This window comes from Anaerobacterium chartisolvens (assembly GCF_003337415.1).
GTDB lineage: Bacteria > Bacillota > Clostridia > Acetivibrionales > DSM-27016 > Anaerobacterium > Anaerobacterium chartisolvens.
Genome location: NZ_QPJT01000013.1, coordinates 132,530 through 146,576, shown reverse-complemented (window position 1 = coordinate 146,576; position 14,047 = coordinate 132,530). Strand labels below are relative to the sequence as shown.

15 protein-coding genes and 1 tRNA gene are annotated in these 14,047 nt (G+C 39.7%); 3 read left to right on the top strand and 13 right to left on the bottom strand.

Features of this window, described 5'->3' with window-relative positions; translation table 11 throughout:
• Positions 1-222: 222 nt before the first annotated feature.
• The 3 genes from DFR58_RS12580 to DFR58_RS12570 form a co-directional block, all read right to left on the bottom strand.
• On the bottom strand, positions 223-1,332 hold the full coding sequence (locus tag DFR58_RS12580; protein ID WP_114298202.1) for a dockerin type I domain-containing protein: 1,110 nt from the start codon (positions 1,330-1,332) through the stop codon (positions 223-225).
• Positions 1,333-1,666: 334 nt separating this feature from the next.
• A complete protein-coding gene (gene feoB / locus DFR58_RS12575; protein ID WP_114298201.1) occupies positions 1,667-3,817 on the bottom strand; it encodes a ferrous iron transport protein B in 2,151 nt (716 codons plus the stop codon).
• Positions 3,818-3,860: 43 nt separating this feature from the next.
• Positions 3,861-4,100 carry a FeoA family protein gene (locus DFR58_RS12570; protein ID WP_114298200.1) on the bottom strand — a complete coding sequence of 80 codons (240 nt, stop codon included), beginning with the start codon at positions 4,098-4,100 and terminating at the stop codon, positions 3,861-3,863.
• Positions 4,101-4,269: 169 nt separating this feature from the next.
• Between DFR58_RS12570 and DFR58_RS12565 the strand changes: the two genes are divergently transcribed.
• The 3 genes from DFR58_RS12565 to DFR58_RS12555 all read left to right on the top strand — a co-directional run bounded on the left by DFR58_RS12565 (position 4,270) and on the right by DFR58_RS12555 (position 6,664).
• Positions 4,270-4,770: a metal-dependent transcriptional regulator gene (locus DFR58_RS12565; protein ID WP_114298199.1), complete on the top strand. Its 501-nt coding sequence runs from the start codon at positions 4,270-4,272 to the stop codon at positions 4,768-4,770.
• Positions 4,771-5,231: 461 nt separating this feature from the next.
• The gene (locus tag DFR58_RS12560; RefSeq protein WP_114298198.1) at positions 5,232-5,606 is read left to right on the top strand and encodes a DUF4145 domain-containing protein; all 375 of its coding nucleotides are present in this window, start codon (positions 5,232-5,234) and stop codon (positions 5,604-5,606) included.
• Positions 5,607-5,881: 275 nt separating this feature from the next.
• Positions 5,882-6,664, top strand: coding sequence for a hypothetical protein (locus DFR58_RS12555; protein ID WP_207659226.1), 783 nt, complete (start codon positions 5,882-5,884; stop codon positions 6,662-6,664).
• Positions 6,665-6,968: 304 nt separating this feature from the next.
• Here DFR58_RS12555 and DFR58_RS12550 read toward each other — a convergent pair whose 3' ends face one another.
• The 10 genes from DFR58_RS12550 to DFR58_RS12505 all read right to left on the bottom strand — a co-directional run bounded on the left by DFR58_RS12550 (position 6,969) and on the right by DFR58_RS12505 (position 14,011).
• Positions 6,969-7,622, bottom strand: coding sequence for a hypothetical protein (locus tag DFR58_RS12550; RefSeq protein ID WP_114298196.1), 654 nt, complete (start codon positions 7,620-7,622; stop codon positions 6,969-6,971).
• A gap of 127 nt (positions 7,623-7,749) precedes the next feature.
• A tRNA-Leu gene (locus DFR58_RS12545) sits at positions 7,750-7,836 on the bottom strand.
• Between the two features lie 105 nt (positions 7,837-7,941).
• On the bottom strand, positions 7,942-8,604 hold the full coding sequence (locus tag DFR58_RS12540; RefSeq protein WP_114298195.1) for a GOLPH3/VPS74 family protein: 663 nt from the start codon (positions 8,602-8,604) through the stop codon (positions 7,942-7,944).
• Positions 8,605-8,625: 21 nt separating this feature from the next.
• A complete protein-coding gene (locus DFR58_RS12535) occupies positions 8,626-8,808 on the bottom strand; it encodes a type II toxin-antitoxin system antitoxin (protein ID WP_114298211.1) in 183 nt (60 codons plus the stop codon).
• 91 nt (positions 8,809-8,899) lie between these two features.
• Positions 8,900-9,790 (bottom strand): SPFH domain-containing protein, encoded by an 891-nt coding sequence (locus DFR58_RS12530; RefSeq protein ID WP_114298194.1) that lies wholly within the window; start codon positions 9,788-9,790, stop codon positions 8,900-8,902.
• Between the two features lie 171 nt (positions 9,791-9,961).
• Positions 9,962-10,498: a hypothetical protein gene (locus DFR58_RS12525; RefSeq protein ID WP_114298193.1), complete on the bottom strand. Its 537-nt coding sequence runs from the start codon at positions 10,496-10,498 to the stop codon at positions 9,962-9,964.
• Between the two features lie 15 nt (positions 10,499-10,513).
• The gene (locus tag DFR58_RS12520; protein WP_114298192.1) at positions 10,514-11,107 is read right to left on the bottom strand and encodes a DUF6115 domain-containing protein; all 594 of its coding nucleotides are present in this window, start codon (positions 11,105-11,107) and stop codon (positions 10,514-10,516) included.
• 16 nt (positions 11,108-11,123) lie between these two features.
• Complete coding sequence (locus DFR58_RS12515; protein WP_114298191.1) at positions 11,124-11,435, bottom strand: hypothetical protein; 312 nt, start codon at positions 11,433-11,435, stop codon at positions 11,124-11,126.
• Between the two features lie 39 nt (positions 11,436-11,474).
• The gene (locus tag DFR58_RS12510) at positions 11,475-13,103 is read right to left on the bottom strand and encodes a FapA family protein (protein WP_114298190.1); all 1,629 of its coding nucleotides are present in this window, start codon (positions 13,101-13,103) and stop codon (positions 11,475-11,477) included.
• 137 nt (positions 13,104-13,240) lie between these two features.
• Positions 13,241-14,011: a FliA/WhiG family RNA polymerase sigma factor gene (locus DFR58_RS12505; RefSeq protein WP_114298189.1), complete on the bottom strand. Its 771-nt coding sequence runs from the start codon at positions 14,009-14,011 to the stop codon at positions 13,241-13,243.
• Positions 14,012-14,047 lie beyond the last annotated feature (36 nt).

Below are 14,047 nucleotides of genomic sequence, written 5' to 3'. Positions count from 1 at the left end.
GCTATTTCAAGAGAATTTATGAAGTTCTTAGACATCTTTGTCACCCAATACTTAAGAAGATATACCTTCAAAAAAAGGTATCCATCTCAATTATTAAGGCGCTTTGAAAAAGTCAAGTGCCTTTTTGCATTTTTGTATTAAGTTTGTGTTACAATTATAGAGAATGGCTAAATACCAAATTTTGTATCTATAGCTTTATGACATTGCTCTGCCGTCCCCTTGTCACACGGGAAGAGTTGTGATTATACCCAGAATATATCTTTTCATGATGGCAGAATCCGTTGAATTTACGTCTCCGTCAGCATTCAGATCAGCAGCCGTTCTATCAACATCCTTTATGATGCCTAACAAAAAGGCTTTTAATATTGCAAAGTCTGTTGAGTTAACTTCTTGGTCATTATTTAAATCTCCGTATTTTACTGCTGCCGGGCTTACTGCCCGTCTATACGCTTCAAGGGCGGTGCTGCTTGAATTTATTCTCCAGTCGGTTTCTTTATTTTCACTAAACCATACGGCAGCAAAAATACGGCTATAAGAGGCCGATATAGTATTAAATGATTCAGAGATCCATTTTGCCTTGTCTCCTCCAATTTCAGTTGAAGCCCATTCCGCTATCATTATGGGCTTGTCTATTGCTTTCAGCGCATTATAAGGCTGCGAAAAAATCTCATCGAAGGTTTGCCACACGCTACCCCAGGATTGGGTGGTGCCCCAATTGTACCCATCGATAGAAGTGTAGTCCACATAGTCATCCCCGGGATAGAACCCGGTGTAGCTTGTACCGTCACCTACATTGGAGCAGTTGACGGTATACACCCATTTGACGTTTGAAACTCCATTGTTGCGGAAGATAGTTACAATGTGCTTGAACGCGGCTTTGTATGTATCGTTTGTGTTCACCTTGCCGGGATACCCTATAGCCCATGGATACCAATTGCCGTTAGCCTCGTGAAGAGGCCTTAACCATATTTCCTTGCCGTAGGATTTTATATCCTGAGCCATTTTAGTTATATAAGCATCTGCCCTTCCATCCTTTATATCGGCAGTATTATACTCCCATGGCTCCCATGTAATCATCAATGTTGAACTGTTTTTATAAACAGCGTCCGCGTATGGCTTGACCCAGTCAAAATTAGTCGACCAGTTAATAAACTGGTGTACGATATCAAGCTTCCTTTGCTGAAGCCCTTGGTATGCAGTCAGCTCAGCTTCAGTGGGTTGCACTCCAACCCAGGCACCTATTTTCAGCTCTGCCGCATATGTCTGGGCAGTAATACAGCATGTAACAAGCATGCTGAATACAATTAATGACACTAAAAACTTTTTAAACATAAAATTCCCCCATTCTGCCACTGTCGGCATAAATAATAATAAAAATGAATTGATTCACCCCCCTTAAAGCCAGCACCAAAATAACTGAAAATTTTACAAATATTTATACTATTATATTTTATTAGAAATTATCGGCAAAATCAACAGGTTTTCTACAAATTTTGACTCGGGAGCCGTTTATAGGAGATGGGGACGCTCCTGTTTTTAAAGTATATTTGGATGTAAATTCACAAAAAGGCAGGCCTAAGACGATCCTGAAGCTTGGGTTTAAGGGGGCTCTTTATAGAAAAAACAGGAGCGTCCCCTAAATACCTAAATCCAGTCTGCGAGTGATTCAAACTAATCCCAGTAGACGTACTGCATTAGCTACAACAAAGCATACGATGATTCCAGCCGCAGTGGGAATGGCAAAGGAGGCCAGCGTCCATTTCATGCTCTGTGTTTCCTTTCGGATGGTCCACAAGGTAGTACCACAGGGGAAGTGCATGAGTGAGAACAACATCACGCATACTCCGGTAAGCCAGGTCCAGCCATGGGATACAAAAAGCTGTCTTAAATCCTCCAGTTCTTCCAGCTCTAGCATAGAACCGGAGGCCATATAACTCATAATCATAATAGGTACTACGATTTCATTGGCAGGTAAACCAAGGACAAACGCCATCATAATATAACCATCCATTCCCAGCAATTTGCCGAAGGGATCGAGGAAATTGGCTGCATGAGTTAAAAGGCTGATATCACCCACCATAATATTTGCCATGATCCAGATTACCAGTCCTGCAGGGGCTGCAATGACAACTGCACGACCCAGAACAAAAAGGGTTCTATCCAATACGGAACGAACGATGATTCTACCAATCTGTGGCTTCCGATAAGGGGGCAGCTCTAGTGTGAAAGAAGAAGGAATACCTTTTAGTATTGTCATGGAAAGGATTCTGGATACCAGCAGCGTCATAAGAATTCCCAGTAAAACAATACCCGTAAGTGCAAGGGTTGAAGTTGCTGATTGAAAAGCGCCGCCTACCGTTCCGCCGATAAAGATGGTGCCAATAGCAATCAGTGTGGGGAAACGGCCATTACATGGGACAAAAACATTGGTAAGGGTGGCAATCAAACGTTCCCTTGGAGAGTCAATGATCCTGCATCCGATAACTCCAGCAGCATTACAGCCAAAACCCATACACATTGATAGAGCCTGTTTTCCATGGGCACATGCTTTTTTAAAGAAGTTATCCAGATTAAAAGCAACTCTGGGTAAATATCCCAAGTCTTCAAGCAGTGTAAACAAGGGGAAAAATATTGCCATTGGGGGCAGCATAACCGATACAACCCAGGCTAGTGTACGGTATATACCAAGGATCAATATGCCATGTAGCCACTCAGGTGACCCTGCCCACATAAAGAACTCCGTCAGCTTATCTTCAATTCCAAAGAGAAAATCCGCAAGCATTGCGGAAGGAACATTGGCACCTGCTATGGTAAGCCAAAAAACTCCTGCCAGCAGGCCTAACATGATAGGTATACCAAAAATCCTTGAGGTAAGGATACTGTCGATTTTTCTATCCATACGGTTATACTGCTTGTTTTCGAAGGTCACGGTATCACTGCTGATATCCTCTGCAATGCGTACAAGCCTTGATACAATTTTATCACGCAGATATTCTGGCTGGATGCCGCTATCAGTCAGGTGCTTTTTTGCTGTATCCAGAAGCGCAAGCAACTCAACATTGTTCAGGAGATTAAAGCCAAGGTATTTATCCAATGATTTCAATAAAGTAGGATCTCCATCTAAAAGCTTGAGTGCTACCCAGCGGTTATTGATTTTACCGTCCACCAGTTCCCAGATTTTCGTCTGCAGCATTTTTACTGCCTGTTCAATGGCAGCATCATATGTAATATCTATGGGATTTGTAGCAATATGCTTGTTGGCAATTTCATAAACCGTATCCATTAATTCTTTCAGGCCTTTATTGCTGCGGGCATTCGTCGGAATTACAGGTACTCCCAGACGTTTGGATAATTCAGCAAAGTTTATGTTAATCTTTTTTCTTTTTGCTTCATCAATCAAGTTGACGCATACAACCACCTTGTCTGTAATTTCCAAGGTTTGAAGGACCAGATTCAAGTTTCTTTCCAGGCAAGTTGCATCGGCTACTACAACGGTAGCATCGGGTTTGCCGAAGCACACAAAATCTCTTGCAATTTCTTCTTCTACCGAGTTAGCCATAAGTGAATATGTACCCGGTATATCCACCATAATAAAGTTTTTATCTTTGTGCGTATACTTTCCTTGTGCATTGTTAACCGTCTTACCCGGCCAGTTGCCGGTGTGCTGGTTAAGTCCTGTCAAGCTGTTAAATACAGTACTCTTTCCCACATTTGGATTTCCTGCAAGTGCAATCACTTTATCATCAGGGGTGATACGTTCGACTTTCAGCTCACTTCCCAATACACTTGCCCCAGTTGACTGGCTGGTTAATCCCATTTTTATAAGACCTCCTTTTATTTCATGGATTTTTTAGAACATATCAAAGAGCTTCAACCAGTATTTTCGATGCTTCTTCAGAACGAAGGGCAATAACAGCACCCCGGATATGATATGCAATGGGGTCTCCGGAAGGGCTTTTCTGCAAGGCTTCCACTTCGGTATCGGATATTAAGCCTAAATCCAGCATTCTTCTGCGGATTGTTCCATCGGAAGTAAGTACCTTTACCTTAGCTTTTTTCCCTAATTGTAAGAAATTCAGTGGAATGAATTTGTTGTCCATAATTTAAAACCTCCAACAAATGATTATGTCTATACATTATTTATTCATTTTCAGTGGGGAAAAAAAATTTTTCCCTACACTAACATATGTAACATAGAATGAATGTGTTACGCATATAAATTATGTATGGGTAAAAATTATCATTGATAAATGTAGGAGATTTGTATTCATGAACAAGAATCAGGAATTTCATACAGTACGAGGATATCAGCTAATTGAACAGACTAACAGGCAGCTTACATCAGCAATGGAAGATTATCTGGAGATGATTTATCGAAATATTCTGACAGAGGGGTATATGCGAATCAACATACTTGCTGATATGCTGAATGTAAAGCCTTCTTCAGCTACTAAGATGGTGCAGAAGTTAACTGAATTGGGTTTTTTGAAATATGAGAAGTATGGAATTATTTTTTTAACAGATCAGGGGAGAGAAATCGGTGAATTCCTGTTAAAAAGACACAATATTATAGAAAAATTTCTAGATAATATTGGAATTTGTGACAATCTTCTGGTGGAGACAGAATTAATTGAGCATAATGTAAGTTCAAGCACATTGAAGCGTATAGATTTGCTGAATCTCTATTTAGAGAAGCACCCTCAATTTTTAATTGGTTTTGAAGAGTTTAAACAACAATTTCTAAAGGAATCTGAAATCAAAGATAAATAACGTTCATATCAATAGATATTAAAAGAAAGTCTTGTAAAACATACACAACAACAACCTATATTTCTATAGGTTGCTGGAAAAGTTATTTAGAAAAGAAGCTAAGTATGGCCAATATAAAAATTATGCTTCCCATAACTCCTTTGTAAATATTTTTTATGCTCATATCTAAACCACTTTCCTTTCTCTTCCTCATTCAATTCTGGAAGAAGTTATTTAGACAAAAAGAGTCGCGAGAAAAAATCTTTCCCATGAGCAATATATGCTAATAGGTTTCATGATGTTACATAAGAACAGTATATAAATCATTTAAAATGCTAGAGGATGGGGACACTCCTGTTTTTTAAGCATGTTGGGTGTAAATTCACAAAAAGGCAGATCCAAGACGAGCCTGAAGCTTGGGTTTAAGGAATCTCTGTACATAGCAAAAAAAACAGGACTGTCCCCGTTCCTGTAAATCAAAGATGATTGGAGCAAATAGTGCTTGTATATCAATGTATAGGGCAGCACTTGAACAAATATTATATAATCAGGGTTATATAAATGGTATGCTTAATAGTAAGATAAAAGATTTAGAAAAAGATATAAACGACGGAACAGGTAAGGAATGGACAAAATCTTTAGATAAGGATTTATTTAGTTACATTAAAGATTTAGGAAATGGATCAATACATCCAAATGGCGGTGATATATCAAAACAATCTACATTTGATGATGACTTAGTCGTTTCAATTGACTTGCTTTTTAGAGAATTTTTGGACGAAATATATGAAAAGCCAATACGAAAAGCTAGCATAAAATCAGTGTTATCAAATGCTGCTAATAAAGTTAATAAGTAATCATATTATCAAATAAGCATAAAACATATTTCTGATTTACCCAGAATAGGTTAGGAATGTCCCATCCCTAAACGGTAAAATGAAGCTTATTGGGCGGTTTGATATGAAAAAAGCGGCTTATGCAGCATACGAAGCGGCAAAGGCTAAATACCATAATGCAAGCTTTTTTGCAAGGGTCAATAAGTCCTAATATTCAAAACCAATTTTTTTCGGCTTTTCTTCCAATATTTCGTGGACAAATACAATAATTTTCAATTATAATTATTATATGTTATATGTTTAAAATGATTGGAGGAATTTCTTTGTATCCTATAAAACAAGCATTTGTTGGGAAGGAAAATAAAATTGTATACGAAAAGAATGTATTATTAAAATCAAAATATAAATTCAAATCAAAAAACATATTTTTAGATTTCATCGATAAATTAGTATCAACCTCTATTTCTGAATTTCTTCATACATTCCAGTCTGAAATATTAAATGAATTTGGTGAAATAAAAACGAATACCTATCAAGACTTTAAAAATATAATTAATAATTCTCAAAATATATATAGGATAAATGCGGAAATAACAGGTGAAGATTCCGAAGTAACTCACTGTATTGTTGCTAAATTTTCAGAGTTAGAATCATATAGAAGTAAATCTTTTATAAAAATTATTAGTACTGATAAGGAATGGATTACCACGGCTGAAAATATGATTCTTGAAAACTTATCGTTATATAAAAATAGTCTTTCTTTCCTTTCAAATAACTTTATTAAAATCACCTTAGCAACGATTTTATTTACAATTGTTTTTGTTAAAATGTTTGGTTTAGATTTTCTCGAAAAGCTTAACCCAACAAATTTTATCATTTTAATGATTTACTGTACTATATTTATTTTTATAGTTGATATCCTTGAATATTTATTAATCCCAACTTTTAAAATAAGTGCCAAAGCTGGTTTTGTTAAAAGGCTATTGTTAAGAATAAAGCAAGACTCCTTTTCAAACACAATAGCAATTATATCATTAATAGTAGGGATAGTTGGTGTTTTAATAGGAATATTAAAGTAATCCTGAAAGTTATCATTACGGAAGCTGCTAAATCAAGGTATGGGGACACACCTTTCTAAACAAGAAATATTCCTTTACGTTAAGGGATGTCCCCCGTTCCGATGTGATGTCAATAACCCCGCCAGAGTGTGCTAAAATGGCTAAAAACGCCATTGACTTTACTGAAAGTGGGAGTAATTTTAATAAAATTAAGTGCTTTTTGATACCCAATCCCAAATGATAGCCATTTTAATTGCATAAATGGGGCTAACATAACCATCCAAATGAGTTTTAGCACAGTCTGCCATCCCCTTGTCACGCTTGTTTACAATACGAACATCAAGAACATGAGGGGCAAGGCTTTTTTATAATCCTTCCCTACCACCAGATAAGCAGCGCCATACAGAAATCCGCCAAAAGCAGCTAACAGCCCTACGGCAACACTTCCCTTTGACACAATGTGCATAAGTCCCCATGTTAAAGCAAGAAAAATTCCGCCGTAAGGAATAGCTTCATTCTTAAACCATTTCTCACAAGCCTTTTGCCCAAAGATTACAATTAGAGAAATCAAGAAGGCTTCAAATAGATAATAAATGTATTGGAAAACAAATTTTAATATTCCTAATCGCTGAAACTCCAAAAGAGGCTTAAAGCCTTCCCAGTCCGCATAATGAGAAGCAATAGATACAATCAGGCAGATAACTACTCCTGTATACTGCCAGCCCTTCAGCTTACTTTTATTTTCCCATAGGTTGAAGTCGTATTTTTTGCTTGCTAAGTTGATAAGAAAAACCCCTACAATCAACCATATTATACAGATAACCACCCAATGGATAATATTTTGCAGTGTTGTGTATGTTTTCAAAGATACACCAAATAGCGGCTCGATAACCCCAACTAAAATAAGTTCTAACCCTATACCTGCAAATGCGTATAAAGCAAGGTATAAATAGTCTGATCCTGTGATTTTCTTTTCCATTTCTAAGCAATATCCTCCGTATCAAATTCCTGTTTATCTGTGTCATTAACACTTTATACCATAATGCCCCAAGCTTCACCACGTAAAAAAAGACATGACCTCCCGTTGGCGGAAAGTATGCCTTTTCTGGTGCCGAAGGTCGGACTCGAACCGACATGATATCACTATCGCTGGATTTTGAGTCCAGTGCGTCTGCCAATTTCACCACTTCGGCAAGCATTTGTTTATCTTAAGCAAGCCGCAAATAAGCTGCGTGCTAACTGCTATGATAGAATAACATAACAGCTTCTAAAAATCAAGAGTAATTTTTATTTTTTATTCATATCGAAGCAGTAGCCGCCGAAGAAATGGCATTTCTTATTCCTTTTAAAATCTCCTCGATGCCTTGACCCTCAATCCCAAAGTACTCTCCCTTCTTTATCAGCTTTATTTTATCCTTTATACTCTTTATCTCATCCTTTGACAATATGGCCTTCAAATAGCCGCATACCGCCAAAATGCTTATGATACAAGCCTCCTCGTAACCAACCGCATTTTTATCCCCAAGAGTAAGCCTCTTTATTCTCGAGGCAAGCTCCTGCCTGTGATTCATTCCCGTTACAATATAACGCTTCATAGGAAAAAGCCCTAAAAATCTCTGCTCCTCCTGCCTTATAATCCCGTTGTCCTCAAGACTGTCCATTATACCCGCTTTGAGGCTTGAGCCAAGCATGGAATATCCCAAAATCCAACTGCCTATTTTTATGGGATGCCCCGAGGCTTTTATTTTCTCCATCACCATATCAAGAATTCTGTCTCCTGTGGAGCAGTCGTCAACAACAGCTATCCTCTTGTGCTCTATTTTCACTCTTTTAAGAGCAATAAGCTCCATCAATACAATACCTTTAATTCCGTACCTCGTGACGTTATACGCATCATAGCCTATTTTGTTTTTGTCTGTGTTTATAGCCAAAAGCATCAACCTTTCAGACGCATTAAGCATATGTTTTACCTCCTTAGGCAATTAATCCGGCTCTCCCGGTTGTTTCTTATTTTGAGTTTTACCCCTCCTGCTGATTGCATCCTGAAGCAAATATTCAATTTGTCCGTTTACAGATCTGAATTCTTCCTCTGCCCACCGGCTTATTTCTTCCCATATACGGGGGCTCACCCTTAGCAGTATTGTCTTTTTTTCCTTATCAGCCATAGAAATCTCCCTTGCATTATAGTAGCTCATCCCTTATTTGTTCTGCCCTCTTTATTTTAAAAAATAAGGGATGAGCTTTCCATACTCTGTATTAATTATGAAGGGTACCAGTGTTTATAACCGGCTGCGTGGATCTCTCGCCGCATAAAACTACCATGAGATTGCTTACCATAGCGGCCTTCCTCTCCTCATCCAGATCTACCACACCCTTTTGGCTCAGTTTTTCCAATGCCATTTCAACCATTCCAACGGCACCCTCCACTATCATCTGCCGCGCCGCTATAATAGCCGATGCCTGCTGCCGCTGGAGCATTGCCGCCGCTATTTCAGGCGCATAGGCAAGATGGCTTAAGCGCGCCTCCTCAACCACTACTCCGGCTTTTGCAAGCCTCTCCTGAAGCTCCAGCCTTAAGGCCTCCGATACCTCGTCGGCACTTCCCCTTAACGATAAATGCTTGGCTTCGTCAGTAATGTCATACGGGTACAGCCCCGCAAGATGCCTTAGCGCAGATTCACTTTGGATCTTTACATACTCGGCATAATTTTCTACGTCGAAGAACGACTGAGCAGTATTTTCCACCCTCCATACAATAACTGCCGCAATCTCTATAGGGTTTCCCATCTCATCGTTTACCTTAAGCTTTTCACCGTTTAGGTTGCGTGAACGCAGTGAAAGCTTTTTCTTGGTATAGAAGGGGTTTGTAAAATGCCAGCCGTCCTTTTTCACAGTGCCCTTGTATTCCCCAAACAGTATCAATACGGCGGCAGTGTTGGGCTGAAGCGTAAAAAATCCGCCTAAATGTACACACCACACTACCAAAAGTACACATCCTAAAATTATTTCCGCCACATTTAAAAATGCTCCGCCTTCAATAACTCCCTTTATCCCTGCAATACCAATAACTACCGACAGCACCAGCATAATCAGGTTGACAATTAACATTTTAAGTCCTGAGTATACCTTTATCTCTTTTTCCAGCATATAAATGCCTCCCTTATATATCTTTAATATTTATTTGATATCATTATTATATCACATATATATTATTTTGCAAGAATAATTTTAAAAGGTATTTACCGCTTCAGTACATTGCAGAACATAAAAAAACCCTTCATATTTTAATGAAGAGCCTTTATTTGCGGTTTTATTATTCTATTGTCTCCTGGTAACTATTCTGATTATTTCATCAACCCCGGTACCCTCGGCTATGCTGTAACGCCCTGTCCTTATTCCCCCTGTAAGCTTCAATTCCTTTAAACGGTCGGTGAAAGCATCCTTTTGTGCTATAAGTCCATTTTGCAGCAATATACTATCCAGTCCCATGGCAGTTGTACCTGCCTCAACAACAATGCTTATTACCTTAGGCTGCACAGGAGGCTCAGGCTGATTTTCAGGCTCGTTATGCCTCTCCTCATCTAAAGCCCCGCTATTATCCTCAGGCTTTGATGCCCCATTATCGGCGGGTAACGGCTGACGGGCACTCACAGCGGCAGCCTCAGCCCTCTTTTCCGCTTCAGCCACAAGGCTGGCATCCACCATTCCGTATTCTCTTGCCTTTGAAATAATCTCCTCCCTGCTCATTTCCTGATAGGACTTTATTCCTGAAGTATAAATCATGCTGACAATCGATATCAGAACCATTCCTATCCCTATCCCAAGAACTATGCTTTTTATATGGAAGTTTCTCATTTTTCCCCCTTAGTGTCACCTGTTCAGACCCAGTACAAGCTGCACCTCGCCCTTTCCCATGTTTAAAAGTCTGGCAATTTCAGTGTGATCCATACCCTTCTGTGCCAAATCTAAAACCTCCTTGTACCTTCCGTTTAGAGGAATTCTCTTTCCCTTTTCCTCCTCTCGGGCCTCTTGCGCCTCGTGAATCCCGCTTACAGCGTCCTCAACCTTCAACGTGTCCAGATAGCTGTCCTTCCTTCCGTTAAAAGCAAATATCTCCTCATCCGCCGCAGAAACATCCACCGCTGTCCCTATTGTGGGTTGTGCAGACTCATTTTGCTTTGTTGGCCGCATCTCGGAGCATCTCTCGTATTCCTCAAGGCTTTTAAGCTTTAAGCTAAGCTCCTCATTCTTTAAATCTATCTTTGTCACCACATAGTCGGAAAATTTGTTAAGCTCATCAATCATTTGCTCGGCATCACTTATAATGCCCTCAAGCTCATTTTTCTTTTCATCAACTCTTTTTTCATAATCGTATGACTTTTTTCTGTCATAAGCAATCCACACCATTGACACAAGTATGAGGATAATACCCAGAAAAATTATACTGACATAAAATTGATTCATATAAAAAACACTCCAGTTATATTTTGACATCTATTGTACTGGTCTTTTCCTGCAGCTCAGCCTTTTTGCTGGAATTGTAATTGTACTTGCCTTTTTTCTTGCCCTTGCCTTTCTCTTCCTTATCCTTTTGCTGCTTTTCATGAATGGCAGCCTCATTAGCTTTATCCTTAGAATGCACAGTCTTAGTGCTGTTTTGTGCATTTTGCTGCACGGCAGATGCCTGCTGCTGCTGCAAAGCATCCATTCTGTGCTGCGCGTCATTGCTGATTTTAGCAACCTCAGGAGCCTTTGGCAGCATAACCTGAAAATCAATGGGCTTTATAGACATAACTATCATCTCCTATATGCAAAATACACCAAATTAAGGCTATTTATCTATGGGCCCAACTCTTATATCTGCTCCGTCTCTATAAAGCGTACAATATTGCAGGTTTTCTTTTACATACATAACACAGCTCCCTATTGTAACCTTAGAGCCGGGATATATAAAATTATATATTTTTATCTTGCCATATGCATCCTGTTGAAGCTTAGCCTCAATTTGAGTGAATTCTTCCCTCAGCTCCGAAACTCTGCTTCCAAAGAAAATTTTTGTTCTTACGCTTTTAGCCATCATTTCCTGCTTATCAGGCGTAAGCATACCCGCCGCTTCTATTTTTTTAAGTATGGAAATGGCCTGATCAGCCTTTTTCATATCTGCTTCCATGGTATTTATTTCTTCCTTCAGTGCCTTATATCTTTCCCTTAAGGTAGGATCCATACCAACCTCGATATCCGTTACTGTAGCCATATGAGATCCCACAACCTTTGCGGATATCTCCTTGCCCACCTTGCATATTCCCCCTACCAGAAGGCCCTTCCTGCCTGTCAGCTCAAGCTTGTTTCCGCATTTTACATTACTGTGCATTATGGCCTCTGATGTTATATTATTCTGTGCTTCCAGAGTGCTGTGTTCGATGTATCTTGCAATAATACTCCCTCCGCTCTTTAATACACCCTTTCCAATGCCCTGCATTCCCCGCCGAAGGACTATGTCTCCTCCCGCTTTTATAACCGCTCCCTCTACAACACCCCAAACCTCAACACTTCCCCCGGCTTCAACAGAAAATCCCGACAGTACATTCCCTCTTACTATAACATTCCCTATAAATGCTATGTTTCCTGTCGAGTTATCTACGTCGGCATGTACCTCGTAATTTGAAAAAACACTGACCTTTCCGTCTATATAATTCACCTGTCCGTCAATAGCCGCAATAAGAGACTGCCCGTCGGCACTTGCTTCAACATTTCTCCCCCTGGGAAGAACCGCCGGCTTGCCGTCTAAGGCAGCAATTTCGGCACCCAATACATTTCTTCCATTAGTGCCTTTAAGAGGAGCCGACAGCGAGCACAGCAAGGCTCCCTTCTGAATACTTTCTATAAGATTCAGCTCTCTGTAGTCAACCCTTCCGTCTTCAAGGATTGTGGGCCTTCTCTGCTTGTTTGAATCAAAGTGAAATTCAACCCTCCCATTCTGCCCGTTAACAGGCATGGTGCCTTCAGCCACACAAATCATCTGGTTATATACCGGAAAACGCGCCGTGTCCTCAACAGCGGCTTTATTTATGCCATATACAATTCTGCAATCACTTATGGCGCTTAAAATTTGATCCGCCGTCAAATCCGCTCCGTTTTCAGGCGGAATTATGGTTAAGAAGGCCTTCAATTTATCGGGAGTGATAACAATGGATGCTCTTGCATCCACCTTCTCCTCCTCCTGAGGCCCCGCAACAATAACCGGCATTTTGTCCGCCTTAATTACAGCCAGCTCCACCGCTTCCCTTTTAAAATTTTTAACGCGCTTATTGTTAAGCTTCTCCAAAATCTCCGAGGTATCAACCCTTTTTCCTTTTGCCACAGGAGGGTATACCGTGAGAAAAACCCCGTCCTCAGAAAACGCAATCTCAAAAAAACCGTCATTTACATCCTTAGAAGACCTGTTTAAATTATTATGCATTCTAAATCTCCCCGCTTTAAATCAAATTAGCACTTCCGCACAAGCCATGACGAACTTGCAAGGACATTCTTTAGATAATTAAACATCGGCATTTCTTAGATTATATATGTATATTATTGAGCCTTCAAGCTCTCTATCTACTCATGAAGTATTGTCTTATGTCTTGCCAGCTTTCCCTTAAGACGCATTATTGCCTTTGTATGAAGCTGTGAGATCCTTGACTCCGACACCTTCATTATTGCACTTATTTCCTTAAGCGTCAATTCTTCGTAATAGTATAGCGAAACTACCGTCCTTTCCTTTTCAGGAAGCTTTTCTATCGAATCCGCCAAAATATTTTTTATCTCTGATATCTCTACATAGCTCTCGGGTCTGTCATCCCTGCTGGAATTTGATAGATCAACGCCTATCTCATAATTCTGCTCTAAAAACTCCTCGAGAGATACCATTGAGGATACGTTTACGTCATTTAAAAGCTTATAAAATTCATCTACGGATATCCCCAGCTTTTTTGCCACCTCGTTATCCGTCGCGGAACGTCCCAACTGGTTTTCAATTTCCCAGTAAACCTTCTCAAGCTCCTTGCCCTTTTGGCGCAGAGACCTGGGAACCCAGTCAATTTCTCTTATGCTATCTATAATTGAACCCCTTATTCTGAGAGAGGCATAGGTTTCAAACTTTACTCCTTTATTTAAGTCAAACTTGTCAATGGCATCAATAAGCCCAAAGACGCCAAATCCAACCAGGTCATCATATTCCACATTTGACCCGAAATAGATATTCAGCCTTCCTGCAATAAATTTTATCAGATGAGCGTATTCAAGTATAAGCTTTTCTCTTATTGCAGGCTCCTTTGACTCACTATATTGTTTCCATAATTCTATCTGTTTGCTGTTGGCTGATGACATCAAAATCCCCCACCACTTTAAGTCCCTTTACGCTTT